The sequence below is a fragment of the Streptomyces sp. NPDC102437 genome (assembly GCF_044765565.1).
Classification (GTDB): Bacteria; Actinomycetota; Actinomycetes; order Streptomycetales; family Streptomycetaceae; genus Streptomyces.
Genome location: NZ_JBIWKI010000043.1, coordinates 1 through 24,206, shown reverse-complemented (window position 1 = coordinate 24,206; position 24,206 = coordinate 1). Strand labels below are relative to the sequence as shown.

Genomic DNA, 24,206 nt, shown 5'->3' with positions numbered 1-24,206 from the left:
GCGCCGGGAACAGGGCCGGGGCCGGGAACACGGACGACGCAGGCGCTCGCGCCGGTGCCCGCGCCGACGCCGGCGGCCACAGCGGTTCGTCGTCGTTCCAGGCCATGTGGCGGGAGCTCCTGCCCATCGGCCGGAACCGGGGCAGCGGCGGCTACCGGCGCTACGCCTGGACCGGGGCCGACGTCGACTGCCGGGCCTGGTTCCGGGCGCAGGCCGAGGCGCGCGGGCTCACCTACGAGGTGGACCGGAACGGCAACCAGTGGGCCTGGCTCGGTGACCCCCTGGCCGGGGACGCCGTCGTCACCGGCTCGCATCTCGACTCCGTACCGGACGGCGGCGCCTTCGACGGGCCGCTCGGTGTGGTCTCCTCCTTTGCCGCGCTCGACGAACTCCACCGCAGAGGAGTGGAGTTCACCCGGCCGCTGGCCATCGGCAGCTTCGGCGACGAGGAGGGGGCCCGCTTCGGGCTCGCCTGCGTCGGCTCCCAGCTCGCCGCCGGACGGCTGACCGTCGAGGCGGCGCACCGGCTCCGCGACGACCAGGGCATCACGCTGCCGCAGGCCATGGAGGCGGCCGGGTACGACCCCGACACCATCGGCCCGGACCCCGAACGGCTCGCCCGCATCGGCGCGTTCGTCGAGCTCCACGTCGAACAGGGGCGCGCGCTCGACCTCGGCGGCGACCCGGTCGGCATCGCCTCCGCGATCTGGCCGCACGGACGCTGGCGGTTCGACTTCCGGGGCGAGGCCAACCACGCGGGCACCACCCGGCTCGCCGACCGCCGCGACCCGATGCTCACCTACGCCGAGACCGTGCTCGCCGCCCGCCGGGAGGCGGAGCTGGCCGGCGCCCTCGCCACCTTCGGCAAGGTCGCCGTCGAGCCCAACGGGGTCAACGCCATCCCCTCCCTCGTCCGGGGCTGGCTCGACTCCCGCGCCGCCGACCAGGACCGCCTGGACGCCGTGGTCACCGGCATCGAACGGGCCGCCCGGGAACACGCCGAGCGGGCCGGTATCGACGTCGACGTCGTACGGGAGTCCTTCTCGCCCGTCGTGGAGTTCGAGCACGCCCTGCGCGACGAGCTCGGCAAGATCCTCGCCGGCCGGGGCGACGCCGGTCGTTCCGTACCCGTCCTCGGGACCGGCGCCGGACACGACGCGGGTATTTTGTCCGCTTCGGTGCCGACCGCCATGCTGTTCGTCCGGAACCCCACCGGGGTCTCGCACTCACCGGCCGAACACGCGGCCGAGGACGACTGCGTGGCCGGGGTGGTCGCACTCGCCGACGTACTGGAAGGTCTCGCGTGCAGCTGACAACGGAGCCGGCGGGCAGGCCCGCCACCGTGACGTACTGGTTGTCCCACGCCTGGCTCGGCACCCATGTCGAGCCGGGCGTCGCCCTGGACGTCTCCGGCGGACTGATCGCGGGCGTCCGCACCGGCGTCGCCACCCCGCCGCCGGGCGCCACCGTGCTGCGCGGGCTCACCGTCCCCGGGCTCGCCAACACCCACTCGCACGCCTTCCACCGCGCCCTGCGCTCCACCGTCCAGGTGGGCTCCGGCACCTTCTGGACCTGGCGCGAGATCATGTACCAGGTCGCCTCCCGGCTCACCCCCGACTCGTACTACGAACTCGCCCGTGCCGTGTACGCCGAGATGGCGCTGGCGGGCATCACCGCGGTCGGCGAATTCCACTACCTGCACCACGCGCCGGGCGGCACCCCTTACGACAACCCGAACGCGATGGGCGAGGCCCTGATCGCGGCGGCGGGCGAGGCCGGGATCAGGATCACCCTGCTGGACACCGCCTATCTCTCCGCCGGATTCGGCAAACGCCCCACCCAGTACCAGCAGCCCGACCGGCACCAGCTGCGCTTCTCCGACACCACCGCGGACGCCTGGGCCGAACGCGCCGGTCTCCTCAAGGGCTCCGACCACGCACTGATCGGCGCCGCCATCCACTCCGTGCGCGCCGTGCCCGCCGCGCAGCTCGCCACCGTGGCCGCCTGGGCCGAGGAGCGGCAGGCGCCGCTCCATGTCCACCTCTCCGAGCAGACCGCGGAGAACGACGCCTGCCTCGCCGCCCACGGCCGCACCCCCACCCGGCTCCTCGCCGAACACGGCGTCCTCGGCCCGCGCACCACCAGCATCCACAACACCCACCTCACCGCCGAGGACATCGCACTCCTCGGCTCCTCGGCGACCGGCACCTGCATGTGCCCCACCACCGAACGCGACCTCGCCGACGGAATCGGCCCCGCCGTCGCCCTCCAGCGGGCCGGCTCGCCGCTCTCCCTCGGCAGCGACAGCCACGCCGTGATCGACCTCTTCGAGGAGGCCCGAGCGATGGAGCTCAACGAGCGCCTGCGCACCCGGGCGCGCGGCCACTGGACGGCGGCCGCCCTGCTGCGTGCCGCCACCGTCGACGGACACGCGGCGCTCGGCCGGCCCGAGGCGGGCGTCATCGAACCCGGCGCCCCCGCGGACCTGGCGACCGTCGCCCTGGACTCCGTCAGAACAGCGGGGACGGTGCCCCGACTGGCTGCCGAAGCAGTCGTATTCGCCGCCTCCGCCGCCGATGTGCGGCACACGGTCGTGGCAGGCCGACACCTTGTCCGCGACGGGCAGCACGCACTTGTCGAGGACGTACCCGCAGCACTCGCCTCGGCAATGGCCGCCCTGCACGGCTGACGCCGGACCCCAGTAAGGAGAGCAACACCCCGATGACGACGACCGCCATCACCAACATCGCCAGTCTGGTCACCAACGACCCCTCCCTGTGCGCGGATTCCCCCCTGGGCACGATCCGGGACGCGGCCGTCGTCATCGAGGGCGACCGGATCGTCTGGACCGGTGAATCAAGCAAAGCACCCGCCACCGACAACGCCGTCGACGCGGGCGGCCGGGCGATGATCCCCGGCTTCGTCGACTCCCACTCCCACCTCGTGTTCGCGGGCGACCGCACCGAGGAGTTCAACGCCCGGATGTCCGGCCACGCCTACAGCGCGGGCGGCATCAGGACCACGGTCGCCGCCACCCGCGCGGCCACCGACGAAGAGCTCTCCGCCAACGTCGCCCGCTACCTCGCCGAGGCGCTGCGCCAGGGCACCACCACCTTCGAGACCAAGTCCGGCTACGGCCTCACCGTCGAGGACGAGGCCCGCGCCCTGCGCATCGCCGCCCGGCACACCGAGGAGGTCACCTACCTCGGCGCCCACGTCGTCTCCCCGGACTACGCCGACGACCCGGCCGGCTACGTCGACCTGGTCACCGGGCCGATGCTCGACGCCTGTGCCCCGCACGCCCGTTGGGTGGACGTCTTCTGCGAGAAGGGCGCCTTCGACGGCGACCAGGCGCGCGCGATCCTGACCGCGGGCATGGCGAAGGGCCTGCTCCCCCGCGTCCACGCCAACCAGCTCGGCCACGGCCCCGGCGTCCAGCTGGCCGTCGAACTCGACGCCGCGTCCGCCGACCACTGCACCCACCTCACCGACGCCGACGTCGACGCCCTGGCCCAGGGCAACACCGTCGCCACCCTGCTCCCCGGCGCCGAGTTCTCCACCCGCGCCACCTGGCCGGACGCCCGCCGCATCCTCGACGCGGGCGCCACCGTCGCCCTCTCCACGGACTGCAACCCGGGCTCGTCGTTCACGTCCTCCATGCCCTTCTGCATCGCCCTCGCCGTACGCGACATGGGCATGACGCCGGACGAGGCCCTCTGGTCCGCCACCGCGGGCGGCGCCGCGGCCCTGCGCCGTACGGACATCGGCCGCATCGCCCCCGGCGCGCGCGCCGACCTGGCCCTCCTCGACGCCCCCAGCCACGTCCACCTCGCCTACCGGCCGGGCGTCCCGCTGGTCCACTCTGTCTGGCGGCGGGGCGAACGCGTCGTCGGGGAGCCGCAGTCGTAGAGCCGTGGCCGTAGGCGCAGAGCCGTAGCCGTAGCCGTAGTCGCAGCCGTAGGCCAGGCTCAAACACGTGGAAGGACCCGCCTCCTGACGAGGCGGGTCCTTCCACGAGGCCCCTGTCGCGGGTCGCGCGACGGTCCTTCCACGAGGCGGCGTGCCGCTCACTCCTCCAGGGTCAGCCCCTTGCGCAGCTTGACCAGGGTGCGGGAGAGCAGCCTCGACACATGCATCTGGGAGATGCCCAGCTCCTCGCCGATCTCCGACTGCGTCATGTTGGCGACGAACCGGAGCGAGAGGATCGTGCGGTCGCGGCGTGGCAGCGAGGCGATCAGCGGCTTCAGGGACTCGACGTACTCGATGCCTTCCAGCCCGTGGTCCTCGTAGCCGATACGGTCCGCCAGCGCGCCTTCGTGCTCGTGCTCCTCGGGCTTGGCGTCAAGCGAGCTCGCGGTGTACGCGTTGCTGGCGGCCATGCCCTCGACGACCTCGTCGCGGGTGATGCCGAGGCGGTCGGCGAGCTCGCCCACGGTGGGCGATCGGTCCAGTCGCTGGGCGAGCTCGTCGCCCGCCTTGGCCAGGTCGAGCCGCAACTCCTGGAGTCGGCGCGGGACGCGCACGGACCAGCTGGTGTCGCGGAAGAAGCGCTTTATCTCGCCGACGATGGTCGGCATCGCGAACGTGGGGAACTCCACGCCCCGGCTGAGCTCGAAGCGGTCGATCGCCTTGATCAGGCCGATCGTGCCGACCTGGATGATGTCCTCCATCGGCTCGCTGCGGGAGCGGAACCGGGAGGCGGCGAACCTGACCAGGGCCAGGTTCAGTTCGACGAGGGTGTTGCGGACGTACGAGTACTCGTGGGTGCCCTCTTCGAGGGATTCGAGCCGCTCGAAGAGCGTCTTCGACAGTGCCCTGGCGTCCAGTGGCCCCACTTCGTCGTAGGGCGGGATCTCGGGAAGTCCTTCGAGACCGTCACTCGCGCCGTGGCCGGAGCCATCGGTGCGCTCGGTGTCGCTGATGACGCCTGTGGTGGTGACGCCTGTGGTGGTGCTGGTACCGCTGTCGGTACCGGTGCTGCTGCGGCTGCCGTCCTCGGCACTCGCGGCAGGGGAGTCTGAGTGGGTCAGTCCCTGAGGACATGCTGACGTCGCGTTGTGGGGACGCGGTCCGTCGAGCCGGGGTGACATGGTCTCCTCCATCGTTCTCGGCATATGGCTGCCGATGCCCATACGTGTTCCTGCGGTGAAGCGGCGCCTCCGAAGCCGGCCGTGTTTTGGGTGTCCTCCTACCCTTACCCGCTTCGGTCGGACAGTTACAAGCGCCAATTGACGCTATATGTCCGGTTTGTTGAGGTCTTCGGGTATCGCGTGGCCCACAGACCGCGTACTGTTCCAAGAACGTCAGAGGCAGCACATACGCATCTGCGCACGCGAAGGCGCAGGCAGTGACGAACGGCGAAGAGGGACGGGCATGGACCGCGGGACGGTCGGCAGCGCGAACCGGGGTCGACTTCATGTCGAGGTCCGGACCGAAGGGCGCAGCGAGGTAGTGACGCCGGTGGGTGAGCTGGATCACCACACGGCGGATCTGCTGCGGGAGCCCCTGGAGCACGCGGTCGAGCAGGGGCGGGTGCGCCTGGTGGTCGACTGCTCGGGACTCGAATTCTGTGATTCCACCGGGCTCAATGTGCTGCTCGGTGCCCGCCTGAAGGCGGAGGCGGCCGGGGGAGGGGTCCATCTGGCCGGAATGCTGCCGGTGGTGGCGAGGGTCTTCGAGATCACCGGGGCCGAGGCGGTCTTCACCGTCCACGACTCCCTCGAAGCGGCCCTGGACACGTGACCGCGGCGCGTTTCGCGGCCCCGGGCGCCCCTTGTGTTGCCCGTGTCACGCGATCCGCGTAGACGAAGTGGGTGTTGTCACGATTCGGCCGGGCAGGAGTCATCCGGCGGAGCCATGGGCGACCACCAGAATCTGAATCCGTACTTGCAACTGTTCGATCTTGTAGCTGTTCGATGCAATTGTTCGATGGCGACATGGTGAATCGGTGAGGTGAAGCGCTGATGAGCACCACCCGGCAGCATCCGCCGGGCGACCTCGGCCCCGAGCCGGAGGGCGTCGGCGTTCAGCCGCACCCGGACACGGGCGTCGGCGCGGCCTCCTCCGAGCCGGCCGAGCGGCAGTGGCTCACCCTGTCGCTGCGCGGGGTCAGCGGCATCGTGCCGACCGCCCGCGACTTCGCCCGCCAGGCGCTTCACGAATGGGGCTGGCTCCCCGCGTCGAGCGCCGACGGCCGGGCCGCCGCCGAGGATGTCCTGCTGGTCGTCTCCGAGCTGGTCACCAACGCCTGTCTGCATGCCGACGGGCCCGAGGAGATGCGTATCGCCTGCACGGCGAAGGTGCTGCGGGTGGAGGTCGTCGACTCGGGTGCGGGACAGCCCGCGCCGCGCACCCCGCACCGGGCCGGGCGGCCCGGCGGGCACGGCATGTTCATCGTGCAGCGGCTCTGCCTGGACTGGGGCGTCCTGCGGGTGCCCGGCCGGTCCGGGAAGACCGTCTGGGCGGAGCTGGCCGCCCCCGCGTAGGCCGGCCGGACCCCACCGGGGTGACGGCCCCGAGGATTGCAGCACCGAGGAGCGCGCCGGATCGGCGCGCTCTTTGTCTTCCCTCCATAAGGCACCGGGCGTACCTTGAGCGCCCGATCTGATGTGTCGTCAGGAAAATACGTCGGTGCGAACCGGCGTGCGGCGACTTCCGGCATGAGGGGAACTCAGGTGTCCTACCAGAAGCGAACAGCTCTCGCGCTGGCGTCCGCGCTGGCGGGCACGGTGGTGCTGATGGCCGCGCCCGCCGCCCACGCCACGGTCGTGGACGTCGACTACAAGTGCAAGACCCCGATCGGTGACAAGCGCGCCGTGTCACCCATCGACATCAAGAGCGTCAAGAGCGGGGGTGGCTACCGGCTCACGATGTCCTTCAAGAAGGGCGTCTCCTCCAGCCCCATCGAGCTGGGCAAGGGTGCGATGAACCCCAGCGCGGTCATCGAGGTGGGCGGCGCCGACTCCGGCCAGGTACAGGTCTCCGGCGCGCCCAACTCCGCCGCCATACCCGCCAACACCCCGATCAAGATCAGTGACCTGTCGGGTACGTACACCCCCAAGAAGAGCGGCAAGGTCGACTTCACCGCCGGAGTGCTCACCATCAAGGCGGTCGGTACGACCACGACCTGTACCCCCGCCAACAAGCCGGGACCGTCGCTCCAGCTCGACGTGACGGCCGCGGGCAACGCGCAGAGCGCCCCGGACGACGGGCAGCTGCCGAAGACCGGTCCGCTGGACTCGGCCGTGGCGCTCGGCACGCTGGGCGGCACGGTGCTGCTGACCGGTGCGGCCGGGGTGCTCTGGCTGACCAGGCGCGGGCAGGGGGTCGCGGGCCGTTAGGGGCCGTTCCTGCCGGACCGGACCGGGCCGGAACCGGAGCGGCCCGGGCCCGGGATCCAGCCGCCGCCGTCACGCACCAGGGAGCCGCCCATGCCGTCGCCGACCGGTCACGCCGCCCGACTCGCCCTTGCCGTACTGCTGTGCGCCCTCGCCATGACGCCGGTGGCCGGTGCCGCGCCGCGGACGCCGCCGCACACGGGCGCCGCCTCGTGGACGGCGCAGCCCGCGGTGAGCGGTTCCGGTACGGGCGGCAGGCCGTACGTCTACCTGGAGGGCCCGCCCGGCACCGTTCTCCAGGACCGGATCTCCGTCACCAACTCCGGGCGGTCCCCGGTCACCGTGCGGCTGAGCGGTGCCGACACGTACGACGAGAAGGGCGGCGGCCCCGGTGGCGGGAGCGCCACCGGGACCGGGCGCTGGCTGCGGACCGCCGCCACCGAGGTGACCGTCCCGGCCCGCACCCGTGCCGATGTGCCGTTCACCGTCACGGTGCCGACGGGTGCGACGCCCGGCGACCGCCCCGCCGCGATCGTCGTACGCGGCGGCGACCGCACGGTGGGCGTACCGGTCCGGCTGCGGGTGGGAGGGCCGACGCTGGCCGCGCTCACCGTGGAGGACGTCACCGTGTCCGGGCGGGCCATCCGCTACACGCTGGTCAACCGGGGCAACGCGGTCCTCGCCCCCCGGCTTGCCGTCCGGGCGGACGGGGTGTTCGGGACGCTGCTGCGGCGCGGGGCCCGCACGCTGCCGGTGGAGGTGCGGCCCGGACAGCGTCTCAGGCTCACCGAGCCGTGGGGGGACGTCCCCGCGCTCGACTCGGCGACCGTACGGCTGCGCGTCACGGCGGCGGGCGGCGCGCACGGCGAGGCGACGGCCCGCGCGGTCTTCGTCCCGTGGGCGCCGCTGACCGCCGGCGCGCTGCTGGTCCTGGCCGTCGCGGGCGCGGGGGCGTACGCGTACCGGCGCAGGCGATCGCGCCGCGGGCAGCAGCGAGCCGACACCGACACCGATATCGGTGTCGAAGAACGGCCCGGGGGGTCACCGGGCGGCCAACAGGACTCAGGGAGCAGGGACTTGGCGAAGGCGGGAGCGGAATCGTGACTGGACAGGCCGGACCGGCAGCACCCCGCAGCGGCGGTCACCGAGGGGCCGGGAGCCCGTTCGCCGGGTCGTTCGTGGCGTTGCTCGTGGCCCTGCTGCCTGCCCTGCTGATGCTCTCCGCACCGGGGGCCGGCGCGGCGGGCACGAGGGCCGCGGACGCGAAGCCCGCGGTCACCCTCTCCGAGCAGCAGGCGGGCAAGGGCGGTGAGATCACCGTGAAGGGCACCGGCTGGCGCCCGAACACGCTGCTGATGATGCTGATCTGCGGACAGTCGACGCAGGACCGGGGCGTGATCGGCGGCACCAACTCCTGCGCCAACGCCGAGGGCCGGGCCGTCACCACCGACACCAAGGGCGCCTTCCGCAAGAAGATGCCGGTCGCCGAACCGCCCGTACCCTGCCCCTGCGTGGTGCACGTCGCCGCCGTCACCGGGGAACAGACCACCGTCGATGCCGTGTTCGTCGTCGCAGGCCACCCGCTCGCCGCGCTGCCGAAGGAGACCGCGGGCGGCAGGCTCGCGGTCCTCGCCACCACCCGGCTGGAGGGCGAGAGCGGAATCCTCACCTGGTTCGGCGCCCCGCCCGCCCGGCAACTGGTCCTCACCGTGGGCAACCTCGGCTCCGCCCCCGTCAAGGACCCGGTCTTCGAGGTCGGCACCGCGCACGGCGTCTTCGCCCCGCAGTGGGAGGAGCAGCAGTGGCGCGGCACCATCGGCTCCGGCCGCAAGGCGCAGATCAAGCTCCCGGTCGAACTGACGGCGGGCGCCCACGGCGACTACCAGGTCTCGCTCAGGTACGGCGGCAAGGTGCTGGCCGAACAGCCGTGGGGGGTCGGCCGCCCCTGGGGGGTCACGCTCTTCTGGATCCTGCTGTGCCTCGTCGTGCCGGCCGCCGTGTTCCGGATCGGCATGGCGGTGGTCGACAAGGTACGGCCCCGCTCCTCACGCGCCCAGGGCCGCGCCTGGCGCCACCACCCCCGGCGGGGGACCGGCAAATCGACGAAGGCCCCGAAGACCTCGAAGACTGCGAAGCCGCGCCGTGGACCGGGGGCCGCCGAGGACCCCGCGGCCGTGCCCCCCGACGGCCCGGCCGCCACCACGGCCGCGCTGCCCTGGTTCACACCCGATTCCGCACCGTCAGAGAACAGACCGACGACGAAGGGACATTCGTGAGTACGCAACGCAGGACGGTCGCGGCGGGAGTCGCGATGATGCTCGGCGGCGCGGGCATGCTGCTGGCCGCGAGTCCGGCACAGGCCGCCGACGTCTCGTACGCGACGGAGTGCATTCCGCCGCCCATTTCGGGGCTGCCCCCCGTGCAGGGCACCACCAAGGTGCAGCTGACCGCGCCCGCCGAGGCCAAGGTCGGGGACACCGTCGAGGTGGTGTGGAAGACGGTCGAGGCCGCCTCCAGGAACCCCGACATGCTCGATCTGGGCAAGGACACGGTCAAGCCGACCGGCACCCTCAAGGTGGGCGGCGCCGCCACCGGCACCGTGCAGATGGAAGGGCCCCGGCAGAACCCGCCGATCCCCAAGAACAGCCCCATGGTGCTGCCCGACATGAAGGGCACGCTGAAGCTGGAGAAGGCCGGTGAGATCACGCTGACGCCGGACGCGTACAACATCAACGTGTCCAAGCCGATCTCCACGGACACCAAGTGCACCCCGAAGGAGGCCGTGCAGCCGGGCGCGACCATCAAGGTCACGGAAGGCGGCGGATCCACCACCACGGGCGGTACGACGAGTGGCTCCACGAGTGGCTCGACGAGCGGTTCCACCACCGCGGGCGGCACCACCTCCGGCTCCACGACCGCGGGCGGCACCACCGCGGGAGGTACCACCTCGGGAGGCACGACCGCGGGCGGCAGCGACTCCGGCGGCTCCACCTCGGGCTCCGGCGGCGGCAGCGGACAGACCGACTTCCCCGGCAAGGAGGTCGCGGTCCGCTTCGGCTGCGAGTCCCCGGGGCCGGCTGACATCAGCTCCAAGGTGACGATCAACGCCAAGAAGAGCGGCGGGAGCTACGCCCTCACGGTCAAGACGGCCAAGGGGGTGATGGACAGCCCGGCCGACCTGCCCGCCGGCGCGCTCAAGCCGTCCATGGACGTCGCCCTGGGCGGCGCGGACAAGGGCTCGGTGAAGGTCACCGGACCCGCCAACGCCGAACCGCTGAAGCTGGGCAAGCCGGTCGACCTGGCCGACATGACCGGCACGTACAAGCCCGGCGCGTCCGGCAAGTCCACGCTCAGCCCCGGCACCCTGACGATCGACGTCACCCTGGGCGGCCAGAAGCTCAGCATTCCGTGCAAGGTGAAGGGCTCGGCGGCCGTGTCGCTGGAGCTCGACACCGCCGCCCAGGAGGGCGGCGCCTCCGGCTCCGCCACCTCGGGCTCCGCCGGCTCCACGGCCGGCGGCACCGCCTCCGGCGGACTGGCCGCCACCGGGGCAGAGGACAACGGCACCCTGCGCGCCCTCGGCCTGGTCGCCGGCACGGCGATCCTGCTGGGCGGCGCCGTGTTCACCTTCACCCCGTGGCGCAGGCTGCGAGGCACCAGGTGAGCCGGCTCCCGTAACAACGCCACAAGGGGCCGCGACAGCCGCAACAACGGCACAACGGCCGCGACAACAGCACAAGGGCCTCCGCACCGTCGACCGGTGCGGAGGCCCTTGTGTGCGGGCAGAAGTCGATCAGCGCGTCAGCGCACGTCGCCCATGAGCTCGCTGATCTTCTTGCGGTACATCCAGATCGCGAACCCGGCGACGATCGCGAGCGCCGCCTCCAGGCCCACCATGCCGGTCTTGTCCAGGTCGACACCCGCCAGCGAGAGCAGGCTGGTGGTGCAGTCGCCCGCGGTGACCGCGAGGAACCAGACACCCATCATCTGGCTGCCGTACTTCGCGGGCGCCATCTTCGTGGTGACCGAAAGGCCGACCGGGGAGAGGCAGAGCTCACCGACGGTCTGCAGGAAGTAGATCGACACCAGCCACATCGGGCTGACCTTGTCGCCGTCCGTCGTCATGGTCAGCGGCAGCATGAAGACGAGGAAGGAGACGCCGACCAGGAAGAGGCCCGAGCCGAACTTGACGACCGTGCTCGGTTCCTTGCCGCGCCGGTTCAGCGCCAGCCATATCCAGGCGACGACCGGGGCCAGCGCCATGATGAAGACCGGGTTGACCGACTGGTACCAGGAGGTCGGGAAGTGCAGGCCGAACACGCTGTTGGTGGTGGAGGACTCACCGAAGAGCGACAGCGTCGAGCCGCCCTGGTCGTAGATCATCCAGAACACGGCCGCGGCGACGAAGAACCAGATGTAGCCGGACATCTTCGACTGCTCGGTCTTCGAGAGGTCCCGGTCCCGCTTGATCCGCACCAGCACCGCGATCGGGATGATCAGACCGGCGATGGTGATCGGGACGAGCGCCCAGTTCAGCGTGTAGACGTCGGTGGCGACGAGGACGCCGTAGAAGACGACGGCCGCTGTCAGCCACAGCAGACCCTTGCGCAGGGTCGTACGGCGCTCCTCGGCCGACAGCGGCTTCGGGACGACGCTGCTGCGCGCGCTGAGGTGGCGGGTACCGATGAGGAACTGGGCCAGACCCAGCGCCATGCCGGCCGCGGCGATGGCGAAGCCGAGGTGCCAGTTCACCTTCTCGCCGACGGTGCCGATGATCAGCGGCGCGGCGAAGGCACCGAGGTTGATGCCCATGTAGAAGACGGTGAAGCCGCCGTCGCGACGGGCGTCGTCCGGACCGTTGTAGAGATGGCCGACCATCGTCGAGATGTTGGCCTTCAGCAGTCCGGAGCCCAGCGCGACCAGCGCCAGACCGGCGAAGAAGGTGCCAGAGCCCGGCAGCGCGAGCGTCAGGTGGCCCAGCATGATGATCGCGGCCGAGATGGTGACCGTCTTGCGCGGCCCCCAGACCCGGTCGCCGAACCAGCCGCCCGGCATGGCCAGCAGGTACACCATCGCCATGTAGATGGAGTAGATCGCGGTGGCCGTGGCCGCGTTCAGGTGCAGCCCGGAACTGGAGACCAGGTAGAGCGGAAGCAGGGCCCGCATGCCGTAGAAGCTGAAGCGCTCCCACATCTCGGTCATGAAGAGAGTGGCCAGGCCGCGGGGGTGGCCGAAGAAGGTCTTCTCGGATCCAGAAGTACTGGCCGGGTCCTTCGTCAGGCTGGACGCCATGGTCGATCCTTGTGTGCTCGGGACGCGACGCCTTGTGAGCGTGGTGCGCCCGGTGGGGGGAGGCCGGCACCGGCACGGGTACGTCCCACCCCTCACGCCCGAGAGGGAGTTCGCCCCGCCCGCCCGGCTCACCAAGGAGCCGGCCGAAGGAGACGGGGACCGATCGTGTCGGGATCCACGCCCGGCACGCATCCTCGCGTTCCGGGCCCGGCCACAGGTCATTCACTGATTCCGCGACTGGCGGGTACCAGCCGGCCAACAAAAGAGACCCTTGGCGCTAAAAGCTGCCCAAGGGTCCTTGAGTAGTGCAACAGGCGTCGAGCAACCATACGACACGACAGAGCCCGATATGAATGGACTTGAGAGATGGATCACAGGATTCGATGGAACCTGGCTCCCATATTCGAAGGCGCCCGCCCGTTTATTTCGCAGACCCGCAGGGCTTCTGGATCACCTCACGGCATCCCCTCCGCGCGGACTACCATCACTCCATGACCCGTGTACTGCTCGCCGAGGACGATGCATCCATCTCGGAGCCGCTGGCCCGCGCACTGCGTCGGGAGGGTTACGAGGTCGAGGTCCGCGAAGACGGTCCGACCGCACTCGACGCCGGCCTCCAGGGCGGAATCGACCTGGTCGTGCTCGACCTCGGGCTGCCCGGGATGGACGGACTGGAAGTGGCCCGCAGGCTCCGTGCCGAGGGCCACACCGTGCCGGTCCTGGTGCTGACCGCCCGCGCCGACGAGGTGGACACCGTCGTCGGCCTCGACGCGGGCGCCGACGACTACGTCACCAAGCCCTTCCGCCTCGCCGAACTGCTCGCCCGCGTCCGGGCCCTCCTGCGCCGCGGCGCCACCGAGCCCGCGCCGCAGCCCGCGACGCACGGCGTCCGGATCGACGTCGAGTCGCACCGCGCCTGGATGGGCGAGGAGGAACTCCAGCTCACGGCCAAGGAGTTCGACCTGCTGCGGGTCCTGGTCCGGGACGCCGGCCGGGTCGTCACCCGCGACCAGCTGATGCGCGAGGTCTGGGACACCACCTGGTGGTCGTCGACGAAGACCCTCGACATGCACATCTCCTGGCTCCGCAAGAAGCTCGGCGACGACGCCGCCAACCCCCGCTACATCGCGACCGTACGGGGCGTCGGCTTCCGCTTCGAGAAGAGCTGACGTTCCGAGGGGGGCCACCGTTCCGGGAAGAGCCGACGAGCAGAAGCAATCATGCGCCGCAGACTGATCAACTCCACACTCGCCGTGGTGCTCGTGGTGATCGCCGTCTTCGGCGTCTCCCTCGTCATCGTCGAGACCCGCACCATCGGCAACAGCGCCCAGGAGAGCGTCGACTCCGAGGCGCTGCGGCTGATAAGCGTCGTCGAGAGCCGGCTGCTGGAGGACGAGCAGATCACCCCCGTACTGCTGTCCCAGCAGATCGACAGCAAGCGCTACGCGCTGGTCAAGATGCCCGGACGCGCCCCGCTCGAAGTCGGCAAGCGCCCCACCGGCAGGGTGATCAGCAGCACCGCCGAGGGGGAGCGCGGCGAGAAGGTCACCGTCGAGGAGTCCAGCTCCGAGGTCACCCGCGAGGTCGGCCGCACCCTGATGATCATCGGCGCGGTGGCGCTGCTGGCCATCGTCTCCGCCGTGCTCCTGGCCGTACGCCAGGCCAACAAGCTGACCTCACCGCTGACGGACCTGGCCGAGACCGCCGAACGCCTGGGCTCCGGCGACCCGCGCCCCCGCCACAAGCGGTACGGGGTGCCGGAGCTGGACCGCGTCGCCGACGTCCTGGACGCCTCCGCCGAACGGATCGCCCGGATGCTCACCGCGGAACGCCGGCTGGCCGCCGACGCCTCGCACCAGCTCCGCACGCCGCTCACCGCGCTCTCCATGCGGATCGAGGAGATCTCGGCCACCGACGACCCGGACACGGTGAAGGAGGAGGCGAACATCGCCCTCACCCAGGTCGAGCGGCTCACCGACGTGGTGGAGCGGCTGCTGACCAACGCCCGCGATCCGCGTACCGGCTCCGCCGTCGTCTTCGACCTCGACGAGGTCGTCAAGCAGCAGATCGAGGAGTGGCGTCCCGCCTACCGGAGCGCGGGCCGGGCCATCGTCCGCTCCGGCAAGCAGGGCCTGCGGGCCGTCGGCACACCGGGCGCCGTCGCCCAGGTGCTGGCCGCGCTGATCGAGAACTCGCTGATGCACGGTGGCGGTACGGTCGCGCTGCGCACCCGGGTCACCGGCAATCAGGCGGTCATCGAGGTCACGGACGAGGGCCCGGGGGTTCCTCCGGACCTGGGCGCCCGGATCTTCGAGCGGACGATCAGCGGCCGCAACTCCACGGGCATCGGCCTCGCGGTGGCCAGGGACCTCGCGGAGGCGGACGGCGGCCGCCTGGAACTGCTCCAGCAGCAGCCCGCGGTCTTCGCGCTGTTCCTCAGCCGGGTGGCCCTGAAGCGGCAGGAGCCGGAACGCCCGGTGCGGTGAGCGGCGGTGAGCTGCGTGCGGCGCGGGGCGCGCGCTATCGCCGTACGGGATCCGCGCCGATCCGCGGCACCGGCTCCGTGCGTCCCTGCTTCAGGAACCCCTCGGCCCCACCGGCCACGGGGTTCCCGGCGGCCGATGCGGCGTCCTCGTCGGCCGGCGCGGGGTTCTCCACCGCCGGTGCGGGCCTCTCGACGGGCAGCGCCTTGAACACCCACGTCCGGTAGGACCAGAAGCGGAACAGGGTCGCGATGCCGATCCCGAGGATCTTGAAGACATTGCTCTGGACCGGGCTGTTCCACCCGAAGCCGTACGTCGCCACGTACAGCACACCGGTCTCGATGACCGCGCCCACCGCGCTGAACAGCAGGAACAGCGTCAGCTCACGGGTCCGTCCGCTCTTGTCGCGGTCCCGGTACGTCCAGTAGCGGAAGCCCAGGTAGTTGCCGAGGATGGCGACGAGGGTGGCCAGCAGCCCGGCCCGTACGGTCGGGATGGCGGTGTAGCGCCAGAGCAGGTTGGACACCGCGATGTTGACCACCAGGCCGACCGCGCCGACCACGCCGAACTTGGCGACTTCCCGGGCAAGCAGCTCCAGCCGCGCCCGCAGTGCGCCCCGTTCGTTCATGGTGATCGCTCAGCCCGTCCGTCGGTTACGTCAACCCGGCCATGCTAACCAGCCCCGCCAAGGGCCGCCCGGGGACAGCGTGAGTGGTGTGGCGATGCTGTGACACGACCGCCCGGCGGGGCGGCCGGAGGGCGTAGTCCGGAGCTTCCCGGGGCGACGGATACCCTGGAGGAGTGACGTTCCCGGTAGTCGGCATGGTCGGTGGCGGTCAGCTCGCCAGAATGACCCACGAGGCGGGCATCCCCCTCGGTATCAAGTTCAAGCTCCTCAGCGACACCCCTCAGGACTCTGCGGCCCAGGTGGTGAGCGAAGTCGTCGTCGGCGACTATCGCGACCTGGACACGCTGCGCGCTTTCGCGCGCGGCTGTGACGTGATCACCTTCGATCACGAGCACGTGCCGACCGAGCACCTGCGGGCCCTGGAGGCGGACGGCATCCCCGTGCGCCCCGGCCCCGACGCTCTGGTGCACGCCCAGGACAAGGGGGTGATGCGCGCGAAGCTCACCGAGATCGGCGCGCCCTGCCCCCGCCACCGCATCGTGAGGGACCCGGCCGACGCCGCGGCCTTCGCGGACGAGGTCGGCGGCTTCCCCGTCATCCTCAAGACGGTCCGCGGCGGGTACGACGGCAAGGGTGTCTGGGTGGTCCGCTCCGAGGCGGACGCGGCCGACCCGTTCCGGGCCGGTGTCGCGGTCCTGGCCGAGGAGAAGGTCGACTTCGTACGGGAGCTGGCGGCCAACGTCGTCCGCTCGCCGCACGGCCAGGCCGTCGCCTACCCGGTCGTCGAGTCGGTCCAGGTCGACGGGGTGTGCGACACGGTGATCGCCCCGGCCCCCGAGCTGGACGAGCATCTCGCCGGCGAGGCCCAGCAGCTCGCGCTCAGGATCGCCTCCGAGCTCGGTGTCGTCGGCCACCTCGCCGTAGAGCTCTTCGAGACGAGCGGACCCGACGGGAAGCCCGGCATCCTGGTCAACGAACTGGCGATGCGCCCGCACAACTCCGGCCACTGGACGCAGGACGGCGCGATCACCTCGCAGTTCGCCAACCACGTCCGGGCCGTGCTCGACCTGCCGCTCGGCGACCCGCGCCCACGCGCCACCTGGACGGTCATGTCCAACGTCCTCGGCGGCGACTTCCCGGACATGTACCAGGCATACCTGCACTGCATGGCCCGCGACCCGCAGCTCAAGATCCACATGTACGGCAAGGACGTGAAGCCCGGCCGCAAGGTCGGACACGTCAACACCTACGGCGACGATCTGGCGGACGTGCGCGAGCGCGCCCGGCACGCGGCCGACTACCTGCGAGGAACGATCACCGAATGACCTCCCCCGCCACCACCGCGCCCGTCGTCGGCATCGTCATGGGCTCGGACTCCGACTGGCCCGTCATGGAAGCAGCGGCCAAGGCCCTCGACGAGTTCGAGATCCCCTACGAGGTCGACGTCGTCTCCGCCCACCGCATGCCGCACGAGATGATCGCGTACGGCGAGCAGGCGGCCGGCCGCGGCCTGAAGGCGATCATCGCGGGCGCGGGCGGTGCCGCCCACCTCCCCGGCATGCTCGCCTCCGTGACCCCGCTGCCGGTCATCGGCGTACCGGTCCCGCTGAAGTACCTGGACGGCATGGACAGCCTGCTCTCCATCGTGCAGATGCCCGCCGGTGTGCCGGTCGCGACCGTGTCGGTCGGCGGCGCGCGCAACGCCGGTCTGCTCGCCGCCAGGATCCTCGCCGCCCACGACGGCGAGCTGCTGGCCCGGATGCGGGAGTTCCAGCAGGACCTCAACGACCAGGCGACGGAGAAGGGCAAGCGGCTCCGCAGCAAGGTCCAGGGCGCCGACTCCTTCGGCTTCGGGAAGTAGGCGCGACGGTGGAGCAGAGGGAGCAGGTACAGCAGGCGGAGTGGCTGGCGTGGGCCGGGGAGCTCCTTGCCGAGTACCCCGTCGTCGACGGCCACAACGACCTGCCGTGGGCGCTGCGCGAACAGGTCGGCTACGACCTCGACGCCCGTGACATCGCCACCGACCAGTCCGCCCATCTGCACACCGACATCCCGCGGCTGCGCGCGGGCGGCGTCGGCGCCCAGTTCTGGTCCGTCTACGTACGGTCGGACATGGCGGGCGACGAGGCCGTCAGCGCCACCCTGGAACAGATCGACGTGGTCGCCGAGCTTATCGGCCGTCACCCCGCCGACCTGCGGCGCGCACTGACCGCCGACGACATGGAGGCGGCCCGCTTCGAGGGCCGCATCGCCTCCCTCATGGGCGCCGAGGGCGGCCACTCCATCAACAACTCGCTGGGCACCCTGCGGGCCCTGCACACCCTGGGCGTCCGCTACATGACGCTCACGCACAACGACAACATCGCATGGGCGGACTCGGCGACCGACAGGCCCGGCGTCGGCGGCCTCTCGCCGTTCGGCCACGAGGTCGTACGGGAGATGAACCGCACCGGCATGCTGGTCGACCTCTCCCACGTGGCGGCCACCACGATGCGCGACGCGCTCGACACCTCCACGGCGCCGGTGATCTTCTCGCACTCCTCGTCGCGGGCGATCTGCGACCACCCGCGCAACATCCCCGACGACGTCCTCGGCCGGCTCCCGGCCAACGGCGGCATCGCCATGGCGACCTTCGTGCCGAAGTTCGTCCTGCCCGAGGCGGTCGCCTGGACCCTGGCCGCGGACCAGAACATGCGCGCGCACGGCATGCACCACCTCGACACCACCGCGCAGGCCATGAGGGTCCACGCCGACTTCGAGGCGGCCAACCCGCGCCCGATGGCCACCGTGGCGACCATCGCCGACCACCTCGACCACATGCGCGAGGTCGCCGGCATCGACCACATCGGCATCGGCGGCGACTACGACGGAACCGCCTTCCTCCCCCAGGGCCTCCAGGACGTCGCCGGCTACCCGAACCTGATCGCGGAGTTGATCGGCCGCGGCTGGTCCGCCGCCGACCTCGCCAAGCTCACCTGGCGAAACGCCGTACGGGTGCTGCGCGACGCCGAGGAAGTGGCCCGCGAGCTGCGCACCCGCCGCGGCCCCTCGCACGCCACGATCGAGCAGCTGGACGGCCCGGCCGTCTGAGGCACGGCGCGAGGGGCGCCCTCCGGGGCGCCCCACGCGCCGTCCGTCATCCCGCGCGGTGGTCCGTCATCCCGCGCAGAGGCAGAACGGGTGCCCCGCGGGATCCGCGTACACCCGGAAACTCCGCTCCCGGTCCTCCGCCTCCAGCACGGTGGCGCCCAGCGCGAGCGCCTCCTTCTCCGCCGCGTCCAGGTCCGGCACGGTCAGATCCAGGTGGACCTGCTGCGACGCTTCCGCACTCGGCCACCGCGGCGGTACGAAGCCGGGCGCGGCCTGGAACGCGAGAACCGTGCCCCCGGTACCGGTCAGCTCCAGCCAGTCGTCCCCGCCGGGCACGATCTCCCCGCCGAGCAGCCCGGCGTAGAAACCGGCCAGCGCGGCGGGGTCGGGGCAGTCCAGGACGACGGCACCCAGTGTGGCGACAGCCATGACAATTCCTCCTCCGGACAGACGGATACAGCGGTTACCGCTTCACGGGCTCAACCGGTAACCGTTACTGCATGCTGCCGCAAAGGAGGTAACGTCGCAAGCATGAGGTCGCAATCGTGAGGGCGCAGTCATGACCGAGAAGGAACCCGCGCCCGGGGAACTCGCACTGATCGAGGCCCTGGTCAACACACTGGACGTCGAGACGGGCGCGGACACTCTCGACACGGCGGACGGACGCGCCGCCTTCGGCCTCACCGAACGGGACGTCCCCGAAGCCCGGGACCTGCGCGAGGCGCTCCGTACCGCCTGCCTCGCCCACGCCGACCACCGCCCGCCGGACGACGCGGCGTCCCCGCTCGACCGGCTCCTCGCCGAAGCGCCCCTGCGCGTCACCGTGGACGCGGCGGGCACCGCCGCACTGCGCCCCGCCACCGAACCGGCAGGGCTGACCGCCCGCGTCGCCGCGGCCATCGCCACCGCGGCGGCCGAGGGCACCTGGGCCCGGCTCAAGGCGTGCGAGGCGGAGGACTGCCGCTGGGCGTACTACGACCGCAGCCCGGCGGGGCGCCGCCGCTGGTGCTCGATGTCGGTGTGCGGCGCCCGCGCCAAGATGCGCACCTACCGCGCGAAGCGCGGCTGAGGTCTGTTCTCCGGCTCAGGCCGTCGGACGCCCCATCGCCCGGTAGATCCAGCCGGCCTCGCGCCACAGCTCGCTGTCGAGAGCGTTGCGGCCGTCCAGGATGATCCGGCGGGACGCGACCTTGCCGAGCGCGGCCGGGTCCAGCTCGCGGAATTCCCGCCACTCCGTCAGATGCAGCACCACATCGGCGCCACGCACCGCGTCCCGCGCCGTGTCCGCGTAACCGAGGGTCGGGAAGAGCCGCCGGGCGTTGTCCATGCCCTTCGGGTCGAAGACGGTGACCTGGCCGCCCTGGAGGTGGATCTGCCCGGCCACGTTCAGTGCCGGGGAGTCCCGTACGTCGTCCGAGTCCGGCTTGAACGTCGCGCCCAGCACCGCCACCCGCTTGCCGAGGAAGGAATCGCCGCCCACGGCCTCCCGGGCCAGCTCCACCATGTGGCCGCGGCGCCGCATGTTGATCGAGTCGACCTCGCGGAGGAAGGTCAGGGCCTGGTCCGCGCCCAGCTCACCGGCGCGCGCCATGAAGGCCCGAATGTCCTTCGGCAGACAACCGCCGCCGAAGCCGATCCCGGCCCGCAGGAACTTCGAGCCGATCCGCTCGTCGTGCCCGATCGCCTCGGCCAGCTTCTTGACGTCGCCGTCGGCGGCCTCGCAGACCTCCGCCATGGCGTTGATGAACGAGATCTTCGTGGCCAGGAAGGAGTTGGCCGCGGTCTTCACCAGCTCGGCGGTCGGGAAGTCCGTCACCACGAACGGCGACCCCTCGGCGACCGGCACCGCGTACACCTCGCGCAGCAGCTTCTCGGCCCGCTCGCTCGCCACCCCGACGACGATCCGGTCCGGGTGCAGGGTGTCGTTCACGGCGAAGCCCTCGCGCAGGAACTCCGGGTTCCAGGCCAGCTCCGCGTCGGCACCCGCGGGCGCCAGCTCCGCCAGCCGCGCCGCGAGCCGGGTCGCCGAGCCCACCGGGACGGTCGACTTCCCGACGACCAGCGCGGGGCGGGCCAGGTGGGGCGCCAGCGACTCGAAGGCGGCGTCCACGTAACTCATGTCGCAGGCGTACTCGCCGTGCTTCTGCGGAGTGTTCACACAGACGAAGTGCACATCGCCGAAGGCCGCCACCTCCTCCGGGGAGGTGGTGAACCGCAGCCGTCCCGTTGACCCCTCGATGCCCTCGACGTGCTTGCGCAGCAGCTCCTCCAGGCCCGGTTCGTACATCGGGACCTTGCCGGTGGCCAGCATCTCGACCTTCTCGGGCACGACATCGAGGCCGAGCACTTCGAAGCCCAGCTCCGCCATGGCCGCGGCGTGGGTGGCGCCGAGGTAGCCGGTGCCGATCACAGTGATCCTGAGGGCCATGGAACGCTCCTGGAAGATGCGGACAGACGTGCGGTGAACGAGCATAGTCGTGCTCCCGAAGCCCAGGATTTCCGCCCGCCCGCACCCCTTTTCCCACCCTTCGCCCACCCCTGTCGTGAAGCTCACGCGGGCATTGCATAGGCCATTGCGGGAGCAGAGCCATAAAATTGGGTTACTTAACGGTAGTTAGCGTCTTGGGGAGTGAGCGTCTTGGCGGGTTCGACCGATTTCGACCTGTACCGTCCGGCCGAGGAGCACGAGATGCTCCGGGAGACGGTGCGTGCGCTCGCCGAGGCGAAGATCGCCCCGCACGCGGCGGCGGTCGACGAGGAGGCGCGCTTTCCGCAGGAGGCGCTGGACGCCCTGACCGCGGCCGACCTGCACGCGGTGCACGTACCCGAGCAGTACGGCGGCGCGGGCGCCGACGCCCTCGCCACGGTCATTGTGATCGAGGAGGTGGCCCGCGTCTGCGCCTCCTCCTCCCTCATCCCGGCCGTGAACAAGCTCGGCTCCCTCCCGGTGATCCTCTCCGGCTCCGAGGACCTGAAGAAGAAGTACCTGGGCCCCCTCGCCAAGGGCGACGGCATGTTCTCGTACTGCCTCTCCGAGCCCGACGCGGGTTCGGACGCGGCGGGCATGAAGACCCGCGCGGTCCGTGACGGCGACTTCTGGGTGCTCAACGGCGTGAAGCGCTGGATCACCAACGCGGGCGTCTCCGAGTACTACACGGTCATGGCCGTCACCGACCCGACCAAGCGCTCCAAGGGCATCTCGGCCTTCGTCGTCGAGAAGTCGGACGAGGGCGTCTCCTTCGGCGCCCCGGAGAAGAAGCTCGGCATCAAGGGCTCCCCGACCCGCGAGGTCTACTTCGACAACGTCCGCATCCCCGCCGACCGCATGATCGGTGAGGAGGGCACCGGCTTCGCCACCGCGATGAAGACCCTGGACCACACCCGCATCACCATCGCGGCCCAGGCCCTCGGCATCGCCCAGGGCGCCCTCGACTACGCCAAGGGCTACGTCCAGGAGCGCAAGCAGTTCGGCAAGCCGATCGCCGACTTCCAGGGCATCCAGTTCATGCTCGCCGACATGGCCATGAAGCTGGAGGCGGCCCGCCAGCTCACCTACTCCGCCGCCGCCAAGTCCGAGCGCCTCGACGGCGACCTCACCTTCTTCGGCGCCGCGGCCAAGTGCTTCGCCTCCGACGTGGCGATGGAGATCACCACGGACGCGGTCCAGCTGCTCGGCGGCTACGGCTACACGCGGGACTACCCGGTGGAGCGGATGATGCGCGACGCGAAGATCACGCAGATCTACGAGGGCACGAATCAGGTCCAGCGGATCGTCATGGCGAGGAACCTGCCGTAGCGGTTGCTTCTCCGGCGTCCGGCCCCCCGATGTGCGCATCGGGGGGCCGGACGTGTGTACGCGGCGGGGAGGGCGAGGCTGGATCACTCCCCGGCGAAGACTCCCTCGGCGGTGGCGACGGTGGCGGCGCGGTAGAGCCACTGACGCAGGAGCTGGGGGTCGTTGCAGCTGGTGATCTTCTCGCGGAACTCGTCGGTGGTGGGGATTCCGCGCACCTTGAGGACGAGCAGGATCCCTTCGGCTCGGGCCTCGGCCCGGCCTTGTGCCCGGCCTTCGTCCCGGATTTCTTCCGAGAGGGGGGACTTGTAGAAAGAGAGGTCCACGGCCACCAGGTTCCTCCACTGTTGTGCGGCCGGGCGGTTGCCCAGGCCCTGTGCGGTGAGTTCGACGATGGGGTCGGCGATTGCTTCCGGTGTGTCCCGCAGTGCGGCGGACAGGGTTTTCAGTATGGCACCGACGTCCGGATTGTCGGCGTGTGTGATGGCGGCCAGGGTGGCGAGCGCGAGGTCTTTGCGGGCTTCGGCCACGTCGGTGATGACGGGCATGTTGTGCGGGCCCGCGACGAGGGGGTTCAGGGCGAGGGTCTGCCATTGACGGACGCCGATGGAGATGGGGCGTGCGGCCCATTCGGCGGTGGTGTGGTCCTGGCAGACGACCAGTAAGAGGACGGGCAGGGCATATCTGTTGTGGAGATAGCTGACGTAGTACGGCCAGCTGGCGGTCTTGCGCGGGTCCTTCTTGCCCTGGGCTTCGATGGCGAGGAGGAAGGGCCCGTCGTGCTTTGTTTCGATGCGCAGGAGGGTGTCCACCCGGCGTTCGACGGGGCGGGCTTCGGTGAGGTCGGTGGGCAGAGCGGTGGCCGAGGTGGGTGGTGGGATGTCGATTCCGAGCACTTCGGAGACGCGGGAGAAGAGGCCGGGGTACTCCTGGAAGATGCGGTGCATTGCCTCGTGGGGCGAGCTGACCATGCAGATCCGTTCGGGTTGTGGGTGATGTTCCGGTCAGGCGGCTGTGTGGAGGTCTGTCCGGCAGTCGCGGCAGTGGCCGGGGTGGCGGGAGCGGAAGGCGCGGTCGCAGCTGTCGCAGTTCTGGAGCGGGATGACGATGACGCCGGGGCGTGCGCGTGCGGCGATGTCCTGGGCTCCTGGCAGCGGTGGTGGTGTGAGCGTCGTGATCCGGTGGCGGAGGAGCTTCGCCGGGTGTTTCAGGGGGACGGGGAGGTCGGTGGTGAGGGTGTGGCGGATGGTGTCGGGGTGGGCGTCGCGTTCGAGCCAGGTGGCGACGCCGGGTGCGAGGGTGTGGATGTCGTGCTCGGAGAGGACGAGTTGGGGCGCGTGGCGGCGCAGGTCGGTGAGGAGGGTGGTGGCCACGCGATGGAGCTCCGGTGTGAGCTCCTGCGGTTGGGGGAGCGGCGGGGGTGGTGTGGTGCGTGAGGTGGGGGCCGGTACGGGGACGGGCTGGGCCTGCGGTGTGGGTGCGGGGGACGGAGCGGGGCGCGGTTCGGGAGCGGGCGCGCGCGGTGGCGGCGGTGGCGGCGGCGTGGGTAACGAGGTCGGCCGGCTGGGGGCCGTCCGGGGCCG

At 71.1% G+C, this 24,206-nt stretch carries 22 protein-coding genes and 1 pseudogene; 16 read left to right on the top strand and 7 right to left on the bottom strand.

The annotated features are described in order from the left end of the window. Window positions 1-104: 104 nt before the first annotated feature. The 3 genes from ACIRJP_RS34700 to hutI are packed head-to-tail and all read left to right on the top strand — an operon-like array spanning window position 105 to window position 3,909. Window positions 105-1,313, top strand: a complete 1,209-nt coding sequence (locus ACIRJP_RS34700) for an allantoate amidohydrolase (RefSeq protein WP_404183174.1) — start codon at window positions 105-107, stop codon at window positions 1,311-1,313. Beyond that, on the top strand, window positions 1,304-2,689 hold the full coding sequence (locus tag ACIRJP_RS34695) for a formimidoylglutamate deiminase (protein ID WP_404183118.1): 1,386 nt from the start codon (window positions 1,304-1,306) through the stop codon (window positions 2,687-2,689). Before ACIRJP_RS34700 ends, ACIRJP_RS34695 begins: the two co-directional genes overlap by 10 nt. Window positions 2,690-2,721: 32 nt before the next feature. After that, window positions 2,722-3,909 (top strand): imidazolonepropionase, encoded by a 1,188-nt coding sequence (hutI, locus tag ACIRJP_RS34690; RefSeq protein WP_404183115.1) that lies wholly within the window; start codon window positions 2,722-2,724, stop codon window positions 3,907-3,909. 158 nt (window positions 3,910-4,067) lie between these two features. Here hutI and ACIRJP_RS34685 read toward each other — a convergent pair whose 3' ends face one another. Continuing rightward, window positions 4,068-5,090, bottom strand: coding sequence for an RNA polymerase sigma factor SigF (locus ACIRJP_RS34685; protein ID WP_404183171.1), 1,023 nt, complete (start codon window positions 5,088-5,090; stop codon window positions 4,068-4,070). A gap of 283 nt (window positions 5,091-5,373) precedes the next feature. Here ACIRJP_RS34685 and ACIRJP_RS34680 point away from each other — a divergent pair, with 283 nt between their 5' ends. From ACIRJP_RS34680 to ACIRJP_RS34655, 6 genes are all read left to right on the top strand, one after another. Then, window positions 5,374-5,742, top strand: a complete 369-nt coding sequence (locus ACIRJP_RS34680) for an STAS domain-containing protein (RefSeq protein WP_266732405.1) — start codon at window positions 5,374-5,376, stop codon at window positions 5,740-5,742. A 221-nt stretch (window positions 5,743-5,963) separates the two neighbouring features. Further along, window positions 5,964-6,485, top strand: coding sequence for an ATP-binding protein (locus tag ACIRJP_RS34675; protein WP_404183112.1), 522 nt, complete (start codon window positions 5,964-5,966; stop codon window positions 6,483-6,485). Window positions 6,486-6,674: 189 nt separating this feature from the next. Further along, window positions 6,675-7,340, top strand: coding sequence for a peptidase (locus tag ACIRJP_RS34670; RefSeq protein WP_404183109.1), 666 nt, complete (start codon window positions 6,675-6,677; stop codon window positions 7,338-7,340). Between the two features lie 90 nt (window positions 7,341-7,430). Then, window positions 7,431-8,441 (top strand): hypothetical protein, encoded by a 1,011-nt coding sequence (locus ACIRJP_RS34665; protein ID WP_404183106.1) that lies wholly within the window; start codon window positions 7,431-7,433, stop codon window positions 8,439-8,441. Beyond that, a complete protein-coding gene (locus ACIRJP_RS34660) occupies window positions 8,438-9,613 on the top strand; it encodes a hypothetical protein (protein ID WP_404183104.1) in 1,176 nt (391 codons plus the stop codon). Before ACIRJP_RS34665 ends, ACIRJP_RS34660 begins: the two co-directional genes overlap by 4 nt. Window positions 9,614-9,651: 38 nt before the next feature. Next, a complete protein-coding gene (locus tag ACIRJP_RS34655) occupies window positions 9,652-11,001 on the top strand; it encodes a hypothetical protein (protein WP_404183168.1) in 1,350 nt (449 codons plus the stop codon). A 137-nt stretch (window positions 11,002-11,138) separates the two neighbouring features. Here ACIRJP_RS34655 and ACIRJP_RS34650 read toward each other — a convergent pair whose 3' ends face one another. Then, window positions 11,139-12,629, bottom strand: a complete 1,491-nt coding sequence (locus ACIRJP_RS34650; RefSeq protein WP_404183101.1) for a peptide MFS transporter — start codon at window positions 12,627-12,629, stop codon at window positions 11,139-11,141. A 491-nt stretch (window positions 12,630-13,120) separates the two neighbouring features. Here ACIRJP_RS34650 and ACIRJP_RS34645 point away from each other — a divergent pair, with 491 nt between their 5' ends. Together ACIRJP_RS34645 and ACIRJP_RS34640 are read left to right on the top strand one after the other, a co-directional pair. Beyond that, window positions 13,121-13,798, top strand: a complete 678-nt coding sequence (locus ACIRJP_RS34645) for a response regulator transcription factor (RefSeq protein WP_018104033.1) — start codon at window positions 13,121-13,123, stop codon at window positions 13,796-13,798. A 51-nt stretch (window positions 13,799-13,849) separates the two neighbouring features. Next, window positions 13,850-15,115 (top strand): ATP-binding protein, encoded by a 1,266-nt coding sequence (locus tag ACIRJP_RS34640; protein WP_404183097.1) that lies wholly within the window; start codon window positions 13,850-13,852, stop codon window positions 15,113-15,115. Between the two features lie 34 nt (window positions 15,116-15,149). On the opposite strand, the gene ACIRJP_RS34635 is transcribed toward ACIRJP_RS34640, so the two are convergent. Continuing rightward, window positions 15,150-15,740 (bottom strand): GtrA family protein, encoded by a 591-nt coding sequence (locus ACIRJP_RS34635; protein WP_404183094.1) that lies wholly within the window; start codon window positions 15,738-15,740, stop codon window positions 15,150-15,152. A 173-nt stretch (window positions 15,741-15,913) separates the two neighbouring features. Here ACIRJP_RS34635 and ACIRJP_RS34630 point away from each other — a divergent pair, with 173 nt between their 5' ends. From ACIRJP_RS34630 to ACIRJP_RS34620, 3 genes are read left to right on the top strand one after another with little or no spacing between them, the layout of a single operon-like run. Further along, on the top strand, window positions 15,914-17,065 hold the full coding sequence (locus ACIRJP_RS34630) for a 5-(carboxyamino)imidazole ribonucleotide synthase (protein WP_404183091.1): 1,152 nt from the start codon (window positions 15,914-15,916) through the stop codon (window positions 17,063-17,065). After that, complete coding sequence (gene purE / locus ACIRJP_RS34625) at window positions 17,062-17,601, top strand: 5-(carboxyamino)imidazole ribonucleotide mutase (protein WP_404183088.1); 540 nt, start codon at window positions 17,062-17,064, stop codon at window positions 17,599-17,601. The genes ACIRJP_RS34630 and purE overlap by 4 nt, the downstream gene beginning before the upstream one ends. An 8-nt stretch (window positions 17,602-17,609) precedes the next feature. After that, a complete protein-coding gene (locus ACIRJP_RS34620; RefSeq protein ID WP_404183085.1) occupies window positions 17,610-18,830 on the top strand; it encodes a dipeptidase in 1,221 nt (406 codons plus the stop codon). Window positions 18,831-18,896: 66 nt separating this feature from the next. On the opposite strand, the gene ACIRJP_RS34615 is transcribed toward ACIRJP_RS34620, so the two are convergent. After that, window positions 18,897-19,259, bottom strand: a complete 363-nt coding sequence (locus tag ACIRJP_RS34615) for a VOC family protein (RefSeq protein ID WP_266732418.1) — start codon at window positions 19,257-19,259, stop codon at window positions 18,897-18,899. Between the two features lie 130 nt (window positions 19,260-19,389). Here ACIRJP_RS34615 and ACIRJP_RS34610 point away from each other — a divergent pair, with 130 nt between their 5' ends. After that, entirely contained in the window at window positions 19,390-19,899 is a 510-nt protein-coding gene (locus ACIRJP_RS34610; protein ID WP_404183082.1) for a CGNR zinc finger domain-containing protein, read from the top strand. 15 nt (window positions 19,900-19,914) lie between these two features. On the opposite strand, the gene ACIRJP_RS34605 is transcribed toward ACIRJP_RS34610, so the two are convergent. Further along, window positions 19,915-21,258 (bottom strand): UDP-glucose dehydrogenase family protein, encoded by a 1,344-nt coding sequence (locus ACIRJP_RS34605; RefSeq protein ID WP_404183079.1) that lies wholly within the window; start codon window positions 21,256-21,258, stop codon window positions 19,915-19,917. 210 nt (window positions 21,259-21,468) lie between these two features. Between ACIRJP_RS34605 and ACIRJP_RS34600 the strand changes: the two genes are divergently transcribed. Continuing rightward, window positions 21,469-22,626 (top strand): acyl-CoA dehydrogenase, encoded by a 1,158-nt coding sequence (locus ACIRJP_RS34600; RefSeq protein WP_266733788.1) that lies wholly within the window; start codon window positions 21,469-21,471, stop codon window positions 22,624-22,626. Between the two features lie 83 nt (window positions 22,627-22,709). Here the strand turns inward: ACIRJP_RS34600 and ACIRJP_RS34595 are convergent, their stop codons facing one another. Together ACIRJP_RS34595 and ACIRJP_RS34590 are read right to left on the bottom strand one after the other, a co-directional pair. Next, on the bottom strand, window positions 22,710-23,594 hold the full coding sequence (locus ACIRJP_RS34595) for a hypothetical protein (protein ID WP_404183076.1): 885 nt from the start codon (window positions 23,592-23,594) through the stop codon (window positions 22,710-22,712). Between the two features lie 33 nt (window positions 23,595-23,627). Continuing rightward, window positions 23,628-24,206: pseudogene (locus ACIRJP_RS34590) on the bottom strand (helix-turn-helix domain-containing protein); the annotation flags it as partial.